This window comes from Wolbachia endosymbiont (group B) of Chesias legatella (assembly GCF_964026945.1).
Classification (GTDB): domain Bacteria; phylum Pseudomonadota; class Alphaproteobacteria; order Rickettsiales; family Anaplasmataceae; genus Wolbachia.
Map to the genome: position 1 here is coordinate 1,196,912 of NZ_OZ034711.1, position 22,086 is coordinate 1,218,997.

A 22,086-nucleotide genomic window follows, 5' to 3' on the forward strand; every position below is an offset into this window, starting at 1 on the left:
ATATACAATATTAGTATGTTTAATTAATAGTGAGGTTAAAAATGTCACCTAGTGAAAAAAACTCTTCAAATTTTGTTGAAACTAAGCAAGATGATCTTAAAATGATTCAAGATTCTTCATTAAATTCAGATATCATTCACGATCCCAAGAAGCTAAAAGACAGAATTATGGATCTGGTAAAAGGAGATACAGAATTCTCTAAAATGAAGCAAGGAGATAAGGCCCTTGTAGTAGGTACAGCAAGTGGATTATTTACAGCAGTGCTACCACTTTTGGCAGTTGGTGCAACACTTGCTATACCAGGTGCTATAGTTGGTCTTACTCTATTTTTCGCTGTGAAAGTTGCTGTAAAAGCAGTTCAATCTGGATATAAAGGACTCAAATGGTCAGCAGAAAAAACAGTTGAAGGAGCGAAGCATATTGGCGGAAAAATCAAAGATGGTGCTGTATATGCCAAGAATTCGGTAAAAGAAACTGCAAGTTCTGTAAAACAGGCAACACAAGAGAGAGCTAGCTCTACATTAAGAAAAATGGGGGATAACATTCAAAACCTTGGAAGGAAGATGAGTGATAGTGGTGCAAGCATGTCTAGTTTAGATGTCATCCCATATTCAATAGGTAATGAAGATCAAACTGTTATTTTGAAAACAGAAGAAAAAACAAGAAATTTCAACAGTGTAAAGGAAATGCTTACCAAGAAAGTTTTTGGAGACAAGACCGTAAACGGCCCTGCTTTCACTAGGAAAATATTTTCTAAGCTGGGGGAAAAAATATCAGAGAAAGCTTATTTTGTTAATGTTCAACACAGTGCCAAAAACTACCAGTTGACCAACCGATTGAAACAGCAAATAGATTTTTGCAATAAATTAGATGCTAAGAAGTTGCAACATTTGTTAGCTAAAGATAATAGCAGCCTATATGAAATTTTTTCTGAACATCATGATGAGATTAAGGAAGTTATTGCAAAATGCAAAGAAGACCACATCCTAAAAGGATCGCTCAAAATGCGTAATAACATGTTTAAAGAAGGGGATAATAACAAACCTAGATCTTTTTCACTAAAGAGAAGTAACTCTGAACAATCTCACAACTTGTCAGGAAGCAGTTCAACGAGTTCTATAAGTACTGTTAGCAGCGAAGCGGAATTATTAAATCCTAATGAGCATAAGGAAGTAAAAGCACCTACTTCACTTTGGAGCAAGTTGTCATCATCACTAAAAGGTGGCAAAAAGCCAGAGGAAGTTACTTGCACAGGATATAAAAGGATTTCTGAGGATGAGATGCCATCTGCGGAGATAGGAAATAGCCGCTCTCGTGTTGCTCCGAAGAAACCGCCAAGAAGCAATTCAACGGGTTCTTTAAGTGCTGGCAGTACTGCTACAACTTCTAGCTTTGCCAGTTACCGTAGTAATTCTGATAGTGGGTTCAATTCACCAAGTTCTTCTACTCCACAAAGACACAGTCCTTCTCAAGAAACAAGATTTGGTCTAGTAGTTACGGAAGAGCTCACTCAGAAGTTGGCAAAACGACGTGCGATTGTAGATCAACCAAACGTAGAATCTGTTCAACAAAAAGCTGAGCCTAGTAAAGGATAAACAAAACCGCTTATCATTCTAAAAGGATGTTACTCAATGAGTAACATCCTTTTTTCCATTTAGTCAAAATGTTCACTTATTTAAGATCAGTTTTCTAGCACTGGGCCAATTATGGAGTTTCTTTTGCCTTTTTTCTAGATTATGCAAGAAACTTAAAAAATGAAAGTTTTTATTCAATAATTTGTGTATAAAGGATATTATTTTACTGCTAGTGAAATAAACCAGAATGAAGTCTATTTTATTGACAAGGCCTTTATTAGATTCGTTGAGCACAAGAAGCACGCTAAAAAAATATGGATACAAAGTTTTTATAGAGCCAGTATTCACAATAAAGTACTTAAATCCTGATATATCCGCGCACGAATTTGATGTTGTGATATCTACAAGTAAAAACAGTGTAAAGGCTTTCAGTCAAATATGCAAAGAGGATACCTTTTCGATTATTACAGTTGGTAATTCAACTATGCAGGCTGCAAAAAATTTGGGATTTTCCGATATAATCTCAGCAGACAGCAACGTTGATGGTCTGATATCATTCATAAAATCTCATTATTCAAATGCAATAAAGTTCTTATATATAAGGGGACAAGAAGTATCATGTGACCTAAAAAAAAGATTATCTGAAGAAGGTTTTAACGTAAGAGAAGTTGTACTCTATAAAACAATTACTAAAAGGAGTCTAACTAATAGGTGTAAAAATTTACTATTGGACGGTAAAATTGATAGCGTTGCTTTTTTTTCCTCACAAACTGCAAGGGTATTTTGTTCATTAGTTCTAAAAAGTGGGCTATCTCCTGTGATGAATAATACAGTTGCATATACCATGAGTAAAAACATTGCTGATAGTTTAAAGTTAATCAAGTGGAAAAAAATTATAACATCGAGGTTGCCCACAGGGGAGAGTTTAATTGATATAATTAATAAGGATTGTTGATGCTAAAGATTGCAACTTGGAATGTAAACTCCATACGTAAAAGAATTAACCAACTTTGTAGTTTTATAGTTGATAGTCAGATAGATATAGTTTTGCTGCAAGAGATAAAATGTACAGAAGAGCAATTTCCTTATGCAGAAATAGAAGAATTAGAATATGAATATGCTATCTATGGACAGGTTGCAAGAAATGGTGTTTGTGTTTTATCTAAATATCCAATACTGGAAAAATTAAAAATTGATGTTGTAGAGAGTCATCAAGAAGCACGTTATATAGAGTGTGTGATAAAACACACCAATAATAAGGTAAGGGTAGGAAGTGTATACGTTCCAAACGGTCAAAGCCCAGACTCTCATACTTTTGAGTATAAACTCAAGTTTTTTGATAACCTATATGAAAGGATGGGCACTTTGTTGAAAAATGAAGAGTTAACTATTATAGCTGGCGATTATAATGTTGCACTGGATGAAATTGATGTTTTTGATTCAAATTTATTAAATGGCCAAGTGTGCTTTCATATAAAAGAGCGTGAGAAATTAAGAGCGATCTTGAATCTTGGTTTTAAAGATGCATTTAGAATATCCCACCCAAATTTGCAACAATTCACTTGGTGGAATTATCAAGGCAATTCACTCAGAAACAATCAAGGAATGCGAATAGATTATATGCTATTATCGCCACAAGCTGCAGATAAATTGGAAATATGTTACATAGATGATAGGTTGCGTAAACTAGAAAACCCATCTGATCATACTCCCGTTGTATGTGTTATAAAACAATAAAAGACCTATTACACAATTCACCTTTGGCAAATAGGTCTTACTTGACTGCTGTCTTTTCTGTGCTTTTGGCTGGCTGATCTATAGTAATTTTTCCATCAAGCATAGTAAGCTGCTTACCCCCTTTATTTCCCACCTGAGAAGCTTGTTTCGGAGTAGGTTGTTTTTTACTCCCGTCAGCAATTGTTTCAAGAGGTCTTTCAATTGGGGTTTTTAAAATATCATCAATGCCATTGCGAATTTTTTCATTCAATTTTTCTCTCTTTTCTATATCATCTTTATCTGGTGAGCTAGGGTCATATAAAGTACCTGGCCTATTATTTGAAAAAAGAACTTCAATTCCTCCCTTTACAGCAAATATTGTACCAATAACAGCAGCAATTATCGCAAGTGTAGTAGGACCAAAAATTAATATTGAAGCAATGGAAAAAAGAATAGGAAGAAAAACTTTACGTAAGAACTTTGTTACCATCTCTTCATCACTAAGTAGTGGTTTATCCTCTCCTTCCTTAACATCTAAAACTTTTCCAAGACCTGGTATTTCTTTTAATAATCCTCTTCCAGGTATTTGACGCTTAAAAAAATCAACAACCCAATCCCAAGCTTCTGTACCACGTATATCAGCTACACAATCATCTACTAATTTCTTTATTTCAACATTCTTGACATTCTCTTTGTTCGCTAATTTTTTCTCTCTAACTTCTTTAAATACAGAAAGTAAAAACTGAGAAAAATTCTCCTCACTGAGTGATTTTATATCTTTTGGATTGACATTATTAAGTAGTATGTCCTTATAAGCTGATATAAAATAATCATTTATTCCTTTGTCCTTCTTTAATTTGGCTTTAACTTCTAATACTTTCACAAAGTCATCATAAATTACCCTATGTTCCTCCTTGAGGACCATCTCATTTTTCTCCACCGCCTGAACAGGTGGCTTCGAAGGTTCCTGATTCTTTGATTGTGAAATTGGTATTCCTGTCATAACTGATCTATCCGTACTAACCTATGCTTTAATTATAGCATATTTTTCGCATTAGTTCAAATTTCCTAAAACCTGTATCGAAAGGGGAAAAAGAAAAGAATAAAGCAAAAAAGAAGAGTAACAAATGATATAAGTGATAAGGGAACGTAAAAAATTGCTTCCATATATTTTAAATCTGATTATAATGACAATTAGAGATATTTTGAGAGCTCAAAAACTTATCTTTGTCTGCAGACTTTTTCTACTAAACAATCAAATTAATTAAAAAATGTAGTGTATCTTCTTCAGTGTATACACGTATACTTAATCTCTGTCGTATGTGCGCTGCACTTTTTTCTAATCTTTTTTACACAGGGGGATTTTATGTGCAGAATTCCAGATACTTGACCTTTATTTTAGCTAAAAACCAATAGGCGCCTATTGTTTAACGCTAATTAAAATAAAAATTTTTCTAATATATAGAAAAATCACTGTTTACTGAAAACGGTGCAAGAAAGCTGCTAATGTCACAGAATTTTAGGTAAATGTTGTTTGCGTGACGTATGAGCGTGCTCTCCTTACTTCAAGAAATATTTAATATGACTATGCTTGTTAATTAAGTCCTTTCAAGACAGGTTCTTAGGGTCTACGGTATAATTAAGAAAAGCCCCAGTTGTCGCTAATTTTTATTTCTACTTCAAGTGGTATAGAAATTTCTACTGCATTTTCCATTATATCTTTCATAAGTTTTGCTGTTTCTTGCACTCTGCTCTCTTCCACTTCTACAAGTAATTCATCATGAACCTGGAGGATTATTTTACCTGACTTTAACTGATCAAAAAGCCGAATCATCGCGCGTTTTATTATATCAGCGGCAGTTCCCTGCAGTGGTGCATTTATTGCTGCCCTTTCTGCAAATTGTCTTAGATAAGGAATTTTATTGTTGATGTCTCTTACAAAACATCTTCTACCAAACAAAGTCTCTACATAACCATGATTTCTCGCGATAGATACTGCTTTTTCCATATAGACCTTTATTTCTGGGTAACAAGAAAAATAGTAATTAATGTATTCAGCAGCCTCTTGAAAGGTAATGCCAAGTCGCTTTGCAAGGCCAAATGGACTAATGCCATATATAATGCCAAAATTAATGGTTTTTGCTTTGCGTCTTAATTGCTCATCTATTTCTTGCACTCCAAAAACTTGTCTTGCAGTGATATCATGAATATCTTGCCTGTTTGCAAAAGCTTCTTTAAATGCGGTAACATTTGCAACGTGTGCCAGGAGTTTTAATTCTATTTGTGAATAGTCAGCAGAAATTATCTTGCACCCTTTTGGCACAATAAACGCTTGCCTGATAAGACTACCTTCTTCGCTTCTGATAGGAATATTTTGTAAATTAGGATTGCTAGAGCTCAGCCTTCCAGTTGCAGTCACAGTGATTGAAAAGCTTGTATGTATCCTACCATCAAGCGGATCAACCTGTTTTATTAACGCGTCAGTATAGGTACCCTTTAATTTACTTGAATGTCGCCAACTTAAAATTTTACCTGCGATTTCTGTCCCCTCCTCTTCAAGTGCCTCTAGAACTTCAGAGTTTGTGCTATAAGACCCAGATTTTGACTTTTTCTTTTTACTTAGCTCCATTTTATTAAACAAAACATCACTTAATTGTTTTGGCGATGCAATGTTGAATTTTTCTCCTGCTAAATTATGTATATCGTTTTCAAGTACAGCAATTAGCTGCTCAAACTTATCAGACAATTCCTGTAGTTTTTGAATATTGAGCAGTATTCCATTTTTCTCCATATCAAATATTACTTTCATGAGAGGTCTATCAAAGCGCTCGTAAATCGTAAAAAGTTTTTCCTGAAATAATCTTTGTGTCAGTTTCTCATGGATCGCTATTAAAATTTTTGCCGAGAAAGTTTCTACATTTTTACTTAAATTGTGTGCAATTATGTTTGGAATGCTGTGATCATGCTTACCTGTGTCAAGGCTGTATGACATGATCATCAGGTCATCAATTGAGTCTAGCACTCTCTCTATTGTAGGAAATATTTCTCTGATCTTTCTAATATCATGTACTATTTTAAGCACCCCATTTGAAAATAAAGTTGAATTTATTATAGTAAGTGCATCTTGTAGGCAGCTTTGATCTATGTAGAAAATATTATCCTCACTACAAGATAAGGAGATTTTGTTCAATCTATTGTTTTCAAAGTGGCAATGAATTGCAATTTTACCTTCATATCTGCAATGCTCCAAAAATTTTTCTAATTCTTCACTACTATATTCTATTTTCTCTTTTGTGCTAGATCCACTATAAGAAAAGAGCTTTTCTACTTTTCCTATCAATGAATTAAATTCATATTTCTTCAAAAAGGATAACAATTTTTCCATATTTGGAGGATGGACTTCATATTTTACAATATCATGTTGAAGATCTACTTTTTTGCATAGTGACAAAAGTTCTCTTGAAATTAGTGCTTTTTCCTTATGCTCAGTAAGAATATTACGAACTCTTGTTTGCTCAATGTTATTGATGTTTTCTATAATGTTATCCAACGAATCAAATTTATCCAGCAATTTAGCTGCAGTTTTTGGGCCTATTCCTGGAACACCTGGAATGTTATCAGATGCATCTCCAGTTAGAGAAAATAAATCAAGAAGCTTATTTGAATTTACACCAAATTTTTCTATCACTTGTTTTTCATCTACGTATATATTTTTAATAGGATCAAATATTAGAATGTTGTAATTCAAAAGTTGAAATAAGTCTTTATCTGATGAGACTACTACTACTTTAAAGTCTTCGTGGTTGGCATATTTTGCAGCTAGTGTTGCAATTATGTCATCTGCTTCATAGCCTTCAATCTCTTCATAGCTGAAGTTAAAAGCTTCTACCGCTTCTCTCAGTATTGTAAATTGTGGAATTAGATCCTCAGGAGGTGTTACTCTGTTTGCTTTGTACTCAGAATATAAACTGTGCCTGAAATTTTTTTTGCCAGAATCAAGTGCTATAGTTAAGTAGTCCGAATGGGAAATATACTTCAGAACCATATTAAGAAAACCGTACACAGCACCTACTGGAATACCAGCTGTGGTAGTCAAATGATGCAAAACGTAATAAGCTCTGAAAAGAAAACCATAACCATCAATGATTGTGAAAGTTTTTTCTTTCATTGTAGATATTTATGTGTGCCTTTGATGGTCTGTTATTTAGCTATAAAAATCAAGCTCTTGTTTCCTATAGCCAAAATAATCATAATGCTATAGTTACTATAAGAAAACATATTACGTAAGGGAATTAACTATTCTGCCACAATTTTGCTCTATCACACTTGCCATATTTAATATTCCAGCTTCATCGTAATAATTTCCAATTACTTGCAAAGCAAGTGGTAAGCCTTCATTGGAAAGTCCAACAGGAACAGAAATAGCAGGTAACCCCGCTAAGCTTGCCGGCACGGTAAACACATCATTGATGCACATAATTAGCGGGTCTGGCTTTTCATTTAAGCCAAAAGCTTCTGTTGGAGCAGATGGCACAAGTATGTAATCTATTTTTTCAAACGCTTTTATAAAATCATTTCTAATTAATGCCCTAATGCACTGTGCTTTTTCATAATACTCATTGTAATGACCTGAAGAAAGCGCATAAGCACCAATTAAAATTCTCCTTTTCACTTCTTTACCAAAACCTTCTGCTCTTGTTAGCGAATACATTTCTTCAAGGGTATCAGCATCAACCCTGAATCCGTAACGTACACCATCATAGCGAGCAAGGTTAGATGAAGTTTCAGCAGAACAAATTAGATAGTAAACCGGTATCGCATATTTAGTATGAGGCAGAGTAATGTCAACAACTTCAGCACCGTTTTCTTTTAAATAGGAAGCAATTTTTTCCCAATTATGAACTATTTCATCTGAAATTCCATCCATTCTATATTCTTTTGGTATACCAATGCGCTTACCATTGATATCACCATTTATAAGATTAGAGAATTTAGGCACTGTCCTTTTGCTCGATGTTGAATCTTTTTCATCATAGCCACAAATTGTTTCCAGCATTAACGCTGAATCAGAAACGGAACGAGTAATTACTCCTGCTTGATCAAGAGAGCTCGCAAATGCAATCATACCAAAACGCGAACACCTTCCATAAGTTGGCTTTATTCCCACTACTCCGCAATAAGCTGCTGGTTGGCGTACAGACCCACCAGTATCGCTTCCTAATGCTCCAGCGCATAAAAACCCAGCAACTGATGCTGCAGATCCACCAGAGGACCCACCAGGAACAACTTTTTCTCCGTCACTTTTTCTAATCCACACATTTTCAACAGGACCAAAATAGCTGTTTGTGTTCGCAGAACCCATAGCAAACTCATCCATGTTAAGTTTACCAAGCATGGCTGCTCCATTTTTTAAAAGCAAGTTAGATACCGTAGATTCATAAGTCGGGATGAAATTTTCCAGCATTTTTGAGCATGCTGTTGTTTTTATTCCTTTTGTACAGAATAAATCTTTAACACCAACTGGTATGCCCATAAGTGGTGAAATATTATCTTTTTGTTTCAAAAAGTATTCATCTGCTATTTTAGCAGCTTTTATCGCGATTTCTGGGGTTTTTGTTACAAATGCATTTAGTTGCTCATTTTCAACTGCATTAACATGCGTCTCTACAAGCTCAACAGCAGAAAAATCTCCCCGCCTAAGTCCATCATGCATCTCTGTAATACTTAGCCTTCTCAATTCATTCATTAATATTCAACTTTAGCGAGGTATTAATTATAACAACAATAGGGCAGAAAATCTATATATTTATGATCGCAAACAGGAATACAACCGAGATCAATTTAGATTTCTGAAATGGATTGGTTAGTAGTACATTTTAAATAGCCGGTTTGGCACACAATGCTGAGCCATAAGGGTTTAGCGTTTCTAAAATCAAATATCAACATCATGTACGTTAAGTGCATTATTATTTATAAAATCACGACGTGGTTCAACTATATCACCCATTAACACCGAGAATATGCTATCTGCTTCCTCACAATCTTTTATTTCAACTTTTAGCAGAGTTCTAGTTTCTGGATTGAGTGTAGTTTCCCAAAGCTGATCAGCATTCATTTCACCAAGGCCTTTAAATCTCTGCAGGGTTAAACCTTTTTTACCATAATCCATCACTATTTTTGCGAGTGCACTTGGAGACTTTATTTTTATTTCAGTTTCTTGCGACTGTAAAAATGAATCACCATTAAATAAGTCAATTATGTTATCAAGAGAACTCAATATATTCCGTATTTCTTTACTTTCAAGCATACTAAGCGAGAATACATATTTGTCTGCTAACCCTTGAAACAATTTAGCAATGTGAATTTCCTCATCTTTTACTTCTACTTCCCAATTATATTCACTATACATCAATTTTAAATATTTTAATATCTCATCAGCAGACAATAGAGCATTCTTTTTGCTTAAAATTAGCAATGATTCTAAGAGATCTTTTGGTATTTCCCTATCATAATTTTTGCTAATGTTTGAAATACTGAGGCACTTATTCAAAACGAAACGCAAATCTTTGCCTACACCATTTAATGTTAATTTTTTAATCGCTGAATTTACTATATACTCTTCAAAATTTTCATCATCTTTGATATAAGTATCTTTAGCATTTTTTGTAACTTTATAGAGCGGTGGCTGCGCTATGTATAAATATCCTTTTTCAATTACTTCACGCATATGTCTAAAAAAGAAAGTTAGAATCAAAGTTCTTATATGCGAGCCATCAACATCTGCGTCTGTCATAATGATAATTTTATGATACCTAGTTTTTTCAATATCGAAGTGCTCACTCCCTATTCCAGCCCCAATTGCCGTGATCAGAGAGCCAATTTCTGCAGATGAAAAAATACGATCCAGCCCTGCACGTTCTACGTTTAGAATTTTCCCTCTTAAAGCAAGTACCGCCTGTGTTTTACGATTACGTCCCTGCTTTGCAGTACCACCTGCGGAATTACCCTCTACTATAAACAATTCCGATAACTCAGGAACTTTTTCCTGACAATCGGCAAGCTTTCCAGGTAGAGTTGCAATATTAATATTGTTTTTATTTTTAACTAACTCTCGTGCTTTTCTTGCGGCTTCTCTTCCTTTTGCTGACCTAATCGCTCTTTCTACTATACTTGCTGCTAACTTGGGGTCAGTTTCAAGTATTGTACTCAACTTGTCAAAAACTATGCTCTCTACAACTGCCCGCGCTTCAGAACTGACCAATTTATCTTTTGTCTGTGAAGAAAATTTAGGATCAGGCATCTTGAGAGATAAAACACAAGTTAAGCCTTCTCTAACATCTTCTCCAGTCAAATTCACTTTTGCCTTCTTCAAAAAACCTTCATTGTTTGCATAGTTATTGATACATCTGGTTAGTGCAGATCTAAACCCTGCCAAATGCGTACCACCATCCCGTTGTCTTATATTATTTGTGAAGCATAGCATATTCTCATAGTAGGAATCATTCCACTCCATTGATATTTCTACACTGGTACCTAGATCTTTTACATCATCTCTAATGCTGGCAATTTTAGTAACATGTGTCTTATTCTTGTCTAAGTACCGTACAAAATTAGCTGTACCAAAATTATCTTCAGACTCTTTACTATCGTTAAAATGAGACTTTACATGTGGTTTATTACGGAGATCACACAAAATGATCTCAATATTTGAGTTTAAAAATGCCAATTCTCTGATGCGACTCTCAAGAGTGGAGTAACTAAAATCAATACTACTAAAAGTCCCCGTTGATGGCATAAACGTTACTCTAGTTCCTCTTTTATTTGTGTTTTCATTAATTACCTTTAAAGATTCAACAGACTCACCATCTTCAAAGCGTATGAAATATTCCTTCTTATTGCGCCAGATGGTTAATTCCAGCCAACTCGATAACGCATTAACAACTGAAATTCCAACACCATGTAATCCTCCAGAAACCTTATAGGTATTGCTGTCAAATTTACCTCCTGCATGCAATTGGGTCATTATTACTTCTGCTGCTGATATTCCTTCCTCTGCATGAATATCAGTTGGAATGCCACGACCATTATCGGTTACAGATACTGAGCCATCTTCATTTATGCTAACTTCAATCTTACTACAATAACCAGCTAAAGACTCATCTATCGCATTGTCAACAACCTCGTACACCATATGGTGCAGACCAGATCCATCATCAGTATCACCAATGTACATACCTGGACGCTTTCTTACAGCATCAAGACCTCTTAGGATTTTTATTGCGTCAGCGTTGTAGTTACTTTCCATGAAATTGCTTTATTTATAAATATTAATTAATATTACATTTGTATGTGCTGATTAGCAACATCTTTAAGTTGAGAGAAGGATCCTTGACATGTAGATAAAACATAACATATCACCTACACGAAGTGGTTTTACATGTTATTTCAATACATAAACTTAAGTTCAAATAATCATACAAAACTCTGCTTCATATTTTAAAATAAATGGCGACAATCAAATACAATTTACCTTCTCCTTTCAATTGTACTTTCTAGCTCAACACAGGATAAGTTGCTCATACACTCTTCTAATATTTCATTCTTTTTATCATTGTTTAATCTATTGCTGAACTCTTGACACCTTCTCTCAAGAGCTGAATGCGTAGTCATAATATACCTTACTGTTTCAGATGATAACTCTGGTAACTCGCTACGGATCCTTTCTTGTTCTGTTCCAGAGAAATTGGTGAAATTGGCTCTGGCCATTTCAGGGAATTTTTGTGTGATCGCTTGTTTTATCATTTCTCTAGCCTCTTCTTCATCGAGTGTAATAACCACTGATGGATGTAAGCCAGATAAAGACTCAAATAATTTATTGTATGTTCCACCTGCACAACTTTGACCTTGATTACCGTAAGTTGTTGCAGCGTCTACAAGACCTTTTACAAACATATCTTTTCTGTTTTTTATGTCTTCATCATTCAAAGGAGTGCTTTGATTTTCTGTCCCTGTATTTCTATCATTGCAGGCTTTCCAACACAAAATAGCTGCTTGCTTTAGTGTTAACTTACTATGATTGTCTTTAAAATTATCTCCTGTTCTATTGATAAATCTTAAGCATTCAAGTGCATGAGATTTATCGCCTTCTGTAAATTCATTTGATTGTTTGATGTACTCTTCAATGTCGGTTGTATCACTCCTATTTAGCTGTACATAGAATTCATCTTTATTTAGATTCTCTTTATACTTTTCTATGAGTTTATCAACACTCAAGTTTATACTAGCAACTGCACTTGAGTGATGAGTAGTTTGTGCCATAAAAGGAATGGCTGCTAAATCTTGAAAGAAAATAGGCCTTTCTTCCTCTGGAATTTGTTGTATTAAATCGTTAAACTGCTGTATTTCTTCAATGAGTGATTTGTTTAGCAACCATAAGCACAATATAGGCAGTACCAAAAGCACACAGGAATTAATAATGTGTATAATTAAAAAAATGCTTAATGTTATTCTAATAACATTTTTTGGCCACGCTGATAATCTTTTTTCATTTTCCCTTGATTTGAAAAAATAATTTACTAATGATAAATACAAAGAGAGCTGTACAAGAAGAAAAAATGAAGGAATCATACTTACTAATAAAACTATATTAATGAATCTTTTAATTTTATTAGTGTTGTTGTAAGCATTTTGCACTCTTTCTATTAAAGCCCGTACTCTATTTCTATTCTGCTGTTGATTATTATTTTGACCTGCAAACATACCCTATTCTAACATTAATATGTCATACTATAGAAAGAATGTAAAGAAAGCAAGAAATTTAGAGCTGCTTTTATTTTTGCTTGATTGGGGATATCACTTCTACACTTTCTGCTCCATCTAAGGTACTATTTGGTTTTTTTGCAGTAATCTTGTGAGTTACTTTATTCTCGATATCTGCTCCATATGAGCTAAGTACTTCAATGGCCTTTTCATTTCCACTATTGAGTGCAATATCCAAAGCATCTATTCCATCTTTATTTTTGTGGTTGATAAAATCCTTCAACTGATCTCTACCAAAGCTTTCTATATATTGTTTAATGATGAGTTCCACTACTTTTCCAGGACAATTATTAGCAGCAGGAAAAAGTATTGTGTTGTTATTATTATCTTTTTTCGTTATGTCTGCTTTGAGTTTATTTATCACATACTCGATAACTTCTATTCTGCTATCATCCTCTGCTTCAGTGCATTGCCTAATAGCTAAAAATAAAGCTGTACGCCCATTATTATCAATATCTTCAATATTCTGTCCCTTATCAACCAAGGCTTGCATTACACTTTTATTTCCATATAAAGCAGCAAGGTGAAAAGGTGTACGTCCTTCAGTGCTTTCCCTTTCATTAATTGACGCACCATTGCTAGCTAGCAATTCTATAAACTCTGGCGTGTTTGCAAAAATTGCAAGGTGCATTGGTGTTAAGTCGTCTTTACCATGATTTCCAGTTTTTGCGTTAACGTTTGCTCCGTTATTTATCAGCAATTTCGCTATTTCAAACTGCTTATACCCGATAGCAACATGCAGTGGCGTACGATTACGTTCATAATTATCATTGACATTTGCACCAGACTTTATTAGTAGCTCTGTAGCTTCAATATCACCTGCCTTAATTGCAACGTATAAAGAAGGAGATTCATCTTTTTCTATTTCCCCTGTCATACGAAATTGCGAACATATTAATTCATAGATTATTAAGGATTATTATTAAGTTTTTATTAAAATTATATTAATAATAGTTAAAAAACTTCAATTTTTATTAAAAAATTTACATCTATCAGCGATTTTATAAGCAAATGTTTATATAATAATTCGAAAAGTGAAACAGTAAAAAAAAGCTTTTCATGAGAAATTATAAATGATAAATTGTTAATAATGAATTATTGAGAATAAGTTATGTGCTTTGGTTTGCCTAACATAAACAGAGAAGGTTATTTATTTATAATTGTTTCCTTTATAGTAACGTGTATAGCATTTTCTATATCTTGGGGGACTGGCATTACTTGCTTATTACCAACACTACTATGTACTTATTTCTTTCGTGATCCAGCAAGAGCTGTACCAAACAATAAGGATTTTATATTAAGTCCCGCTGATGGTGTGGTTTCAAAAATTGAAGAAGTTAGTTACCCTTTATCAGAAGAGAATAGAGAAGAGAAAAAGTTTACGCTTGTCAGCATATTTCTAAGTGTTTTAAATGTTCATGTGAATCGTATACCAATATCTGGTACGATAAAGGAAATGAGCTACAAGAAAGGCAAGTTTGTTTCTGCAATGAGTAATAGGTCCAGTAATGAAAATGAAAAGCAGGTTATTGTGATTGAGTATGAAAAGGAAAAAGAAATCATTGTGGAACAAATAGCTGGATTTATCGCACGCCGCATTGTTTGTAATTTAAGAGCGTCTCAGAATGTAAAAGCAGGTGAAAGGTTTGGAATTATAAGATTTGGCAGTAGAGTAAATATTTATATCCCTGCTGGAATAGAGGTAAGAGTCTCAGAAGGCCAAACTGTTATTGGTGGTGAGACAGTTATAGCAGATTTAAATAAACAAGAGAAGCTTACCTTTGACATTGTATGAATAACGATGAAAGTAACGGTAAATCCTTACCTATTACCAAGTTATTTCCAAATTTTATAACTTTACTGGGTTTATGTGCTGGCCTTACTTCACTTAAATTCACATTTAATGAACAATGGGAATTTTCAGCAATTTTTATTATCATTGCAGCAATAATAGATGGAATGGATGGCAGAATAGCAAGAATTCTAAAATCAACTAGCGATTTTGGAGCACAGCTTGATTCTTTTGCAGATTTTCTAAATTTTGGTTCAGCACCTGCTTTTCTTTTATATTTTTGGAAATTAAAGGAAATTAAAGTTGTAGGTTGGATCTTAGTAATGATATATGTAATCTGCATATCAATAAGACTTGCAAGATTCAATGTTTTACTACATTCAGAACAATTATACTGGAAAAAATTTTTCTTTTCCGGCGTTCCAGCTCCTGTATGCGCTTTACTTGCTCTGTTACCAATAATTATTACCTTTCAATCTCATGAGAGTGAATACTTACTTCTTATAGAGCAATTTTTTAACGTACAGAATACAGCTTGTTACTTTTTGGCCATTTCATTTTTTTCGATAAGTCATATTCCAACTTTCTCTGCAAAGTACATTTATGTTCCTAGAAGCCTATCCTATATATTTGTGTCGTTTTTTGGAATATTGATCATACTGTTTATAAGCAAGCCCTGGATAACACTACCAATTTTAGGTGCATTGTATATACTTACTATTCCAATAAGCACTGGACTTTATATATACTACACATATAAAACTCATTAGCTATATAAAAGTAGTGAGCAGCATGATTGTAAAAGCAACTGATCTATTAAACTCTTTTTTATATATAAAGATATTCAACATACCATTTATAATTATTTGGGTAATTGCAACTGGGGTTTTTTGTACGATTCGATTCAAATTCATTAACTTTAGATTATTCAAGTATGGAATAAAGACGCTATTCAACCTAAAATGTAATGGTAATAACAATGGTATAATCACTCATATTCAAGCGTTTACAACAGTCATTTCAGGAACAGTTGGTCTTGGAACAATATCAGGAGTTGCAATAGCTATTACAATAGGGGGGCCAAGTGCAGTTTTTTGGATGATAATTACCGGAGTACTTGGCATGTCAATAAAATTTGCTGAAGTAGTGCTTGCATTTACTCATCGCTCTGAAAACACAACTGGTGGGGCTTTTTATTATATGGAACATGGACTTGCAAAGATTGGATTTATGAAGACTGGCAAATTCCTTGCATTTATCTACGCAGTTATGCTGCTTGTTGCAATGATTCTAGGCGGCATACCATTTCAGGCAAATCAAATTGCAGCGTTGTCAAGTAACTTATTTGAATACAACACATCTGTTATTATCTCGCTATTTGTATTAATTGTAATACTGGGAGGAATAAAGCGAATTGCTTTAGTTGCAACAGGTTTAGGGCCGATCATGATAATGTTATATATAGGCATGTGTATATATTTAATCTGTGTAAACGGAAATAATCTACTGAATGCTCTATCTATAATATTTCAAGATATCTTTAACAAATCAGCTATAGGAGGTGGAGTATTGAGTGGATTAATAGCAGGGGTAAGAAGGTCAGTGTTTGCTAATGAAGCAGGTACTGGAACAGCAGCTATAGCACATTCGATTGTAAAAGAGAAAGACCCAGTTAAAGTTGGAAGTGTTGCAATGATTGCACCATTTGTAGACACAATATTAGTCTCATTTTTGACTGGTATTGTGATAATTATCACCGATATGCATAGCACTAATACCGTAGGTGATATTACGTTAGTTAGCTCAGCATTTTCAACAGCCTTGCCTTTATTGAGCAAGCTAGCTCTTCCGCTGATAATGTTTTCCTTTGCATTTTCCACAATAATAGCTTACTATTACTACTGTGAAGTTGCCCTGTTGTACTTATTTGGTAACAAAAAAGTACTGATATTGTTCCAAATTCTTATAGTGGGTTCAGTGTATATCAGTTGTATGTCAAAAAATATAGAATTTATATCTTATTTAGGCGATAGCCTGTTTATGTGCCTTATGATTCCAAATGCTGTTGCAATATATCTACTGAGAAGGGAAGTCTTAAATACAATAGATTCTTATTACAAAAGGTATTAAACATGATTTATAGATTGCTTTGCATGATGTTATTTTGCCTATCGTTTAACGATGTATACGCTGCTTCAGTTTTTCATAAAAGTTATGACACTGCATTAAATGGAGTAAGCAACTTCATGAATGAAGTGTTGTTTTTCAAGATCTTTCACGTACCATTTATAATTCTTCTATTGGCTTTTGGTTATATATTTCTAACACTACGTTTTAAATTTCTCAACATAAGGATGTTTAAGCATGCATTCGCTATTTTATGTGGAAAATATGACACAGATCATCACGATGGTCACATTACTCATTTTCAGGCATTTGTAACCGCGCTATCAAGCACAGTAGGTCTTGGAACTGTTGCCGGTGTTGCAATTGCAGTTTCAATGGGAGGACCAGGAGCGGTACCTTGGATGATGATTACAGGCTTTTTTGGTATGTCAGCAAAATTCGCTGAAGTGACTTTAGCATTCAGGCACAGAACAGAAGGTCAAGAGCAGTTATTTAGTGGTCCTTTTCAATATATAAGAAATGGGCTAGAGGAATTTGGATTTAAAAAACTTGGTATCGTACTGGCTGCAATATATGCAGCGGTTTTTGTATTATCAGGTCTTGGTGGAAGTGTAGCGTTTCAAACTAACCAAATGGTTTCAATATTATCTGGTTATTCAAATTGGATAGATGGTCATCCTTGGTTTCTCTCTTCCATAATTTCTACGTTACTTGCTCTGGTGATTATCGGTGGAATCAGGAGAATAGCTAAAGTCTCTTCTGCGCTGGTGCCTATTATGTCACTCATATATATTTTGAGTTGTTTCACGATTATTGCATTCAATATTCACAATTTTAGCAATACATTAAAAATATTGTTTTCCAGTATGATAGACTTCAATGCTGTTGGTGGTGGAGTAGTAGGAGCATTTGTCGCTGGGATTCAAAGGGCAATTTTTGCCAGTGAAGCAGGTGTTGGTTCTGCTGCAATTACTCACGCTGTAGCTAAAGATGAGGAGCCGGTTAGGACTGGTCTAGTTGCTATGATAGAACCATGCTTCGATACAATGTTAATTTGTTGTTTGACAGGAATAACAATAGTAATAACAGGTGCATACCAGACCAGCACTGGCGAGGGAATACTGATCACCCAAAAAGCATTTGAGACAGTTTCTTCTTGGTTTCCTATCCTTTTAACAATAGCTGCGCCTTTGTTTGCATTTTCTTCAGTAATTTCATTTGTCTATTGCTGTGAAATGGGATGGTTATATTTATTTGGTCCAAAGAGTATAGTGATATACCGAATATCGGTAATAATTGTGGCATTTTTCTCTGGTCTTTCTAAAGATATAATGGCTATTGCCAATATTGGTGGAACTTTATTCTCTTGTTTAGCTCTCATCAACATGACAGCGCTCATACTGTTCAGTAATCAGATTAATGATGAAGTTCAATGCTATCTAAAAAGACTGAGGAATAACAAGATCAACTAGATTTTTAGTATAATGGAGAAATATATAATTCTTATATTATCTTACGTAATCGGTTCAATACCGTTTAGCTTAATTATTGCAAAAATAAATGGTATAAATTTAAGAGAAGTAGGTTCAGGAAACATTGGTGCTACAAATGTTGCAAGAACAGGAAATAAGAGACTTGCTGTCCTCGCATTATTTTTAGACTCTTTGAAAGGATTTGTCGCGGTTTATACAGCACAACAATTTTGTGATAATAACGATTTTTATATATATGTATCTGCAATTTTAGCAGTTCTAGGGCATATGTTTCCTATTTGGCTAAGGTTCAATGGAGGAAAAGGGGTTGCAACAACTTTGGGAGTTTTGATAGCACTTAACATTTCTATAGCATTAGCATTTGTATTTGTCTGGCTAATAGTATTTTTTATCTTTCGGTACTCCTCTCTTGCTTCCTTGGCTGCTACTGCAGCAGCTGTTATAGCATCTTTCTTTTTTCAAAAGGAGTTATTCCTTATACTACTCACTGTAGCGATATTAATTTTCTTGAAGCATTACAAAAATATTGCAAATCTTCTGCAAGGCAGAGAACGTAAGTTTTTATGAGCTATGTCTCATTCCTTCTGCTACATTACTAGCGGATACTCCATGTGAGAGACGACTTGAGACCACTTCTTCTACTTCTTTTATTATTTCTTCCATGTTTTTTCCACTTTTTTTACATGCATCATCAAGTGCTAATTTTAGCTTACGTATATCATACTCTTCTAGCATCTTATTCATTTCTTCTTTCGTTATCTCTAATTTTTTTAGTAAGATGTTCTCCATTATTTCTCTTTCACCACCTTTATATTGTCCATTTAGTCTGTTATATGCAATGCAACACTTCCTTTCTCGTGGCAAGGCTGACAGATTTTGCAATGTAGCATCTATTTGAGCTTCTATAGGGTTAACTTTCCTAGCCTTTTCAGCAGTTTCTGACCTAAATTTCTCTACTTCTTCTTTTATTATTTCGTCAGCTATTCCCTTAGCTTCAGTTAAAGATGAGTCCTTGAGAAAAAAATCTGTTCTAAGTAAATTTTGGTTTAAAAGCTTCAAAAAGACTTTTTCTTTGATATTTTCGAGTTGATCGTCTAAACCATCCCCCTGTAGTTTATTTGTTATGTGCTGAGACAGCGCAAAGTGCTCTAATTTATTTAACTTTACAGAGTTAATATTTTTCATTAACGTCAGCACAATTTGTTCACTATATTGAGAAGTAAAACTCAGTAAATTTCTCATTAAAGGAACGCTTACTTCTGCAATAAAATCATCAACTATTTTTTGACTTTTATCATCTTCATAATTATTTTGGGCGTTATGCCAAGCCCTAAGAATTTCTTTACTGTTCTTCTTATTTTTTAGCCTGTCTAACATAAACTTACGTGCTTCATTTTCTGCTTCTGTAAGGAGCATTTGTCTAGGTGGTGTAAATTTAATCTCTGGATCGGAATGAATACCCTCTAATGTACTTAACATTCTGTAGATAACACCAGTAAAACATGTGTTAGGAATTCGTTCTTTTCTAGAGAAAGTTTGACTATCCAGTAAATTTGCAATTAACGCGTCTTTTTTATTTTTTACAGCTTCTCTATCTCCATCATTGCAGGCTCTAAGAACTAACAGAAGAATTTGTCCACCAGTGAAGCCAGAGCTATGTTTCTCATTACCTTTGCAAAAATCTTGCAAAAACATTACTAATTTTCCCTTATTCTCATTACTAAATGGTTGACCATCAAGCATATGTAAATAATTTATATATTCAATAAACTCTTTAAATCCCTCATTATTAATAGTGTCTTCTGGTACTGGATCATATTTGCGTATTAACTTACCAATATTATTACTAATATCGTCATTCAATTGATGGGGCAGTAAATGCTCATAAGTACCATCAAACTTATTTGTCATACTGCGAGTATTTTCTTTTATGCCTTCTAAAAAGAAACTAATAGCAGCTTTGAGTAACGTAAATGGATTAAAATCCTTTGGCCTTAATTCACTTTGTAATAGAATTAAAACCATTGCAAGTGGTATTGTTGCAAGTAACGAAACGAGCAGAAAAGTAGTTGTAAAGGTTAGATATGTTACAGAAGCAAAAAATAAAAGGAAAGATGCTATTTTGATTTTATTTTTCTCAAAAAATATTTCCCAATATTCCTTTTTACTTATTTTTTCCTGCTTTGCAGCTTTTATGTCTTTATAAACGTAAAAAGTTTTTATTTCAGATCTAAAAAACAATGTGGCAAAAGATAAAAAGACATTGGCAGGATTAACTAAAATGCTTAAAGAAACAAAAGCTGCGAAGTAACTTGCTGTCTTTAATCTGTAAGAATCCTTTCCAGGAAATTGTATTTGGGAAATACCTATCATAGCCTACTCTCTATAATATTATGATATTGTAGTAATAACAAATAGCCTATAGATGTCAATGCTTAAGTATTTTACTGTCTACGCACTCATCGTATTCAATTTCAACTGTAGAGTGCGCAATTTCGAACCTATTTAATAGTATTTTTTTTATCTCATACAAAATATTAGTGTGTTGTCCATTTTGCTTTATCTTGGCATGCATAGTAAGTATAAAATAATTATCAGATAGTGACCATGCATGTATATGATGCACATCTATCACTTCAGGTAACTTAGATACAATCTCACTTTTTATCTCCTCAGCAGATACACTCTCAGGTGTACCTTCAAGGAGTATATGGCAAGAATTCTTGAGAATTTTATAGCCACTGTTTAAGATTATTACACTGACAAATACTGACAAAATAGGGTCCACTATTTGCCATCCGGTAAACATGATAATTATGGATGCAAGTATAGCAGCTACAGAACCTAAAATATCTCCGATAACATGCAATACAGCACTTTTTATGTTTATATTACTTTCGCATTTACTATGTAATATAAAAAAGACTATAATGTTAGAGATTAGGCCAAGTGTGGCAATTATTAGCATTACTTTCCATTCCACATTGACCGGACAAATGAATCTCTTTATTGATTCAATTATAATGACCGCTGCAATGAAAAATAGAGTTAAACCATTAACAAATGCTGCAATTATCTGCAATCTGTGATACCCATATGACCTCTGTAAATCAGATTTCTTAGCTGAAAATTTGTGCGCTACCCAGCTTAAAATCAAGGCAAAAAGATCAGTGAGCATATGCCCTGCATCTGATAACAGAGCAAGCGAGTGTGAAATTACTCCACCTACTATCTCCATAAGCATTGTTATTGCGACTATTATTATGGAATAAATTAAGCGCTTGGACTCTTCTATTGAGTGTTTGCCATTGTGCACTGCTGTCATACAAAATCTTTTTATGAGCAAAAAAACGTGGGTAACACTGGGCTCGAACCAGCGACCCCTTGCACGTCAAGCAAGTGCTCTACCAACTGAGCTAATTACCCATCTTAACCTTAGTATAGTGCTTCAGTGAAATGAAAGTCAATTTGCTTTTAGACTTCTTGCTGAATGAAACTCCTTGACAAACCTTCCCACTTTCCTTATCATACCAATAAGAGTACTTATCCTTGTTTTTGATCCTCG

Annotated in this window: 16 protein-coding genes and 1 tRNA gene; 8 read left to right on the forward strand and 9 right to left on the reverse strand. The window is 34.0% G+C overall.

The annotated features are described in order from the left end of the window. Nucleotides 1-41 precede the first annotated feature (41 nt). The 3 genes from AAGD65_RS05600 (at nucleotide 42) to AAGD65_RS05610 (ending at nucleotide 3,311) form a co-directional block, all read left to right on the forward strand. Nucleotides 42-1,595: a hypothetical protein gene (locus AAGD65_RS05600; protein WP_264682636.1), complete on the forward strand. Its 1,554-nt coding sequence runs from the start codon at nucleotides 42-44 to the stop codon at nucleotides 1,593-1,595. Between the two features lie 226 nt (nucleotides 1,596-1,821). Further along, nucleotides 1,822-2,529, forward strand: a complete 708-nt coding sequence (locus tag AAGD65_RS05605) for a uroporphyrinogen-III synthase (RefSeq protein ID WP_264682635.1) — start codon at nucleotides 1,822-1,824, stop codon at nucleotides 2,527-2,529. Then, nucleotides 2,529-3,311, forward strand: a complete 783-nt coding sequence (locus AAGD65_RS05610; RefSeq protein ID WP_264682634.1) for an exodeoxyribonuclease III — start codon at nucleotides 2,529-2,531, stop codon at nucleotides 3,309-3,311. The genes AAGD65_RS05605 and AAGD65_RS05610 overlap by 1 nt, the downstream gene beginning before the upstream one ends. 37 nt (nucleotides 3,312-3,348) lie before the next feature. On the opposite strand, the gene AAGD65_RS05615 is transcribed toward AAGD65_RS05610, so the two are convergent. From AAGD65_RS05615 to AAGD65_RS05640, 6 genes are all read right to left on the reverse strand, one after another. After that, on the reverse strand, nucleotides 3,349-4,215 hold the full coding sequence (locus AAGD65_RS05615; RefSeq protein ID WP_406721740.1) for a hypothetical protein: 867 nt from the start codon (nucleotides 4,213-4,215) through the stop codon (nucleotides 3,349-3,351). Nucleotides 4,216-4,929: 714 nt separating this feature from the next. Continuing rightward, the gene (gene polA / locus AAGD65_RS05620) at nucleotides 4,930-7,458 is read right to left on the reverse strand and encodes a DNA polymerase I (RefSeq protein WP_264682633.1); all 2,529 of its coding nucleotides are present in this window, start codon (nucleotides 7,456-7,458) and stop codon (nucleotides 4,930-4,932) included. 111 nt (nucleotides 7,459-7,569) lie between these two features. After that, nucleotides 7,570-9,036 (reverse strand): Asp-tRNA(Asn)/Glu-tRNA(Gln) amidotransferase subunit GatA, encoded by a 1,467-nt coding sequence (gatA, locus tag AAGD65_RS05625; protein ID WP_264682632.1) that lies wholly within the window; start codon nucleotides 9,034-9,036, stop codon nucleotides 7,570-7,572. Between the two features lie 186 nt (nucleotides 9,037-9,222). Further along, nucleotides 9,223-11,595 (reverse strand): DNA topoisomerase (ATP-hydrolyzing) subunit B, encoded by a 2,373-nt coding sequence (gene gyrB, locus AAGD65_RS05630; protein WP_264682631.1) that lies wholly within the window; start codon nucleotides 11,593-11,595, stop codon nucleotides 9,223-9,225. A 221-nt stretch (nucleotides 11,596-11,816) separates the two neighbouring features. After that, a complete protein-coding gene (locus AAGD65_RS05635; RefSeq protein WP_264682630.1) occupies nucleotides 11,817-13,049 on the reverse strand; it encodes a hypothetical protein in 1,233 nt (410 codons plus the stop codon). 70 nt (nucleotides 13,050-13,119) lie between these two features. Next, entirely contained in the window at nucleotides 13,120-13,986 is an 867-nt protein-coding gene (locus AAGD65_RS05640) for an ankyrin repeat domain-containing protein (protein WP_264682629.1), read from the reverse strand. Nucleotides 13,987-14,220: 234 nt separating this feature from the next. Between AAGD65_RS05640 and AAGD65_RS05645 the strand changes: the two genes are divergently transcribed. The 5 genes from AAGD65_RS05645 to plsY are packed head-to-tail and all read left to right on the forward strand — an operon-like array spanning nucleotide 14,221 to nucleotide 19,088. Next, complete coding sequence (locus tag AAGD65_RS05645; protein WP_264374591.1) at nucleotides 14,221-14,904, forward strand: phosphatidylserine decarboxylase; 684 nt, start codon at nucleotides 14,221-14,223, stop codon at nucleotides 14,902-14,904. Then, nucleotides 14,901-15,671 carry a CDP-alcohol phosphatidyltransferase family protein gene (locus tag AAGD65_RS05650; RefSeq protein WP_264682628.1) on the forward strand — a complete coding sequence of 257 codons (771 nt, stop codon included), beginning with the start codon at nucleotides 14,901-14,903 and terminating at the stop codon, nucleotides 15,669-15,671. The genes AAGD65_RS05645 and AAGD65_RS05650 overlap by 4 nt, the downstream gene beginning before the upstream one ends. Nucleotides 15,672-15,693: 22 nt before the next feature. Beyond that, on the forward strand, nucleotides 15,694-17,031 hold the full coding sequence (locus AAGD65_RS05655) for an alanine/glycine:cation symporter family protein (RefSeq protein ID WP_264683422.1): 1,338 nt from the start codon (nucleotides 15,694-15,696) through the stop codon (nucleotides 17,029-17,031). Nucleotides 17,032-17,033: 2 nt separating this feature from the next. Further along, on the forward strand, nucleotides 17,034-18,500 hold the full coding sequence (locus tag AAGD65_RS05660) for an amino acid carrier protein (RefSeq protein WP_319803469.1): 1,467 nt from the start codon (nucleotides 17,034-17,036) through the stop codon (nucleotides 18,498-18,500). 12 nt (nucleotides 18,501-18,512) lie between these two features. Further along, a complete protein-coding gene (gene plsY, locus AAGD65_RS05665; RefSeq protein ID WP_052264701.1) occupies nucleotides 18,513-19,088 on the forward strand; it encodes a glycerol-3-phosphate 1-O-acyltransferase PlsY in 576 nt (191 codons plus the stop codon). On the opposite strand, the gene AAGD65_RS05670 is transcribed toward plsY, so the two are convergent. From AAGD65_RS05670 to AAGD65_RS05680, 3 genes are all read right to left on the reverse strand, one after another. Further along, nucleotides 19,083-20,894 (reverse strand): hypothetical protein, encoded by a 1,812-nt coding sequence (locus AAGD65_RS05670; RefSeq protein ID WP_264682626.1) that lies wholly within the window; start codon nucleotides 20,892-20,894, stop codon nucleotides 19,083-19,085. The two genes, plsY and AAGD65_RS05670, sit on opposite strands and share 6 nt — an antisense overlap. A 55-nt stretch (nucleotides 20,895-20,949) precedes the next feature. Beyond that, entirely contained in the window at nucleotides 20,950-21,846 is an 897-nt protein-coding gene (locus tag AAGD65_RS05675; protein ID WP_341810913.1) for a cation diffusion facilitator family transporter, read from the reverse strand. Between the two features lie 28 nt (nucleotides 21,847-21,874). Beyond that, nucleotides 21,875-21,947 (reverse strand) — tRNA-Val (locus tag AAGD65_RS05680). Nucleotides 21,948-22,086: the final 139 nt, after the last annotated feature.

What these genes read in the sequence shown, in the direction of transcription:
- AAGD65_RS05600 (WP_264682636.1), top strand. Translation starts at nt 42, where the DNA reads ATGTCACCTAGTGAAAAAAACTCTTCAAATTTTGTTGAAACTAAGCAA.
- AAGD65_RS05605 (WP_264682635.1), top strand. Translation starts at nt 1,822, where the DNA reads ATGAAGTCTATTTTATTGACAAGGCCTTTATTAGATTCGTTGAGCACA.
- AAGD65_RS05610 (WP_264682634.1), top strand. Translation starts at nt 2,529, where the DNA reads ATGCTAAAGATTGCAACTTGGAATGTAAACTCCATACGTAAAAGAATT.
- AAGD65_RS05615 (WP_406721740.1), bottom strand. Translation starts at nt 4,215, where the DNA reads ATGGTCCTCAAGGAGGAACATAGGGTAATTTATGATGACTTTGTGAAA.
- polA (WP_264682633.1), bottom strand. Translation starts at nt 7,458, where the DNA reads ATGAAAGAAAAAACTTTCACAATCATTGATGGTTATGGTTTTCTTTTC.
- gatA (WP_264682632.1), bottom strand. Translation starts at nt 9,036, where the DNA reads ATGAATGAATTGAGAAGGCTAAGTATTACAGAGATGCATGATGGACTT.
- gyrB (WP_264682631.1), bottom strand. Translation starts at nt 11,595, where the DNA reads ATGGAAAGTAACTACAACGCTGACGCAATAAAAATCCTAAGAGGTCTT.
- AAGD65_RS05635 (WP_264682630.1), bottom strand. Translation starts at nt 13,049, where the DNA reads ATGTTTGCAGGTCAAAATAATAATCAACAGCAGAATAGAAATAGAGTA.
- AAGD65_RS05640 (WP_264682629.1), bottom strand. Translation starts at nt 13,986, where the DNA reads ATGACAGGGGAAATAGAAAAAGATGAATCTCCTTCTTTATACGTTGCA.
- AAGD65_RS05645 (WP_264374591.1), top strand. Translation starts at nt 14,221, where the DNA reads ATGTGCTTTGGTTTGCCTAACATAAACAGAGAAGGTTATTTATTTATA.
- AAGD65_RS05650 (WP_264682628.1), top strand. Translation starts at nt 14,901, where the DNA reads ATGAATAACGATGAAAGTAACGGTAAATCCTTACCTATTACCAAGTTA.
- AAGD65_RS05655 (WP_264683422.1), top strand. Translation starts at nt 15,694, where the DNA reads ATGATTGTAAAAGCAACTGATCTATTAAACTCTTTTTTATATATAAAG.
- AAGD65_RS05660 (WP_319803469.1), top strand. Translation starts at nt 17,034, where the DNA reads ATGATTTATAGATTGCTTTGCATGATGTTATTTTGCCTATCGTTTAAC.
- plsY (WP_052264701.1), top strand. Translation starts at nt 18,513, where the DNA reads ATGGAGAAATATATAATTCTTATATTATCTTACGTAATCGGTTCAATA.
- AAGD65_RS05670 (WP_264682626.1), bottom strand. Translation starts at nt 20,894, where the DNA reads ATGATAGGTATTTCCCAAATACAATTTCCTGGAAAGGATTCTTACAGA.
- AAGD65_RS05675 (WP_341810913.1), bottom strand. Translation starts at nt 21,846, where the DNA reads ATGACAGCAGTGCACAATGGCAAACACTCAATAGAAGAGTCCAAGCGC.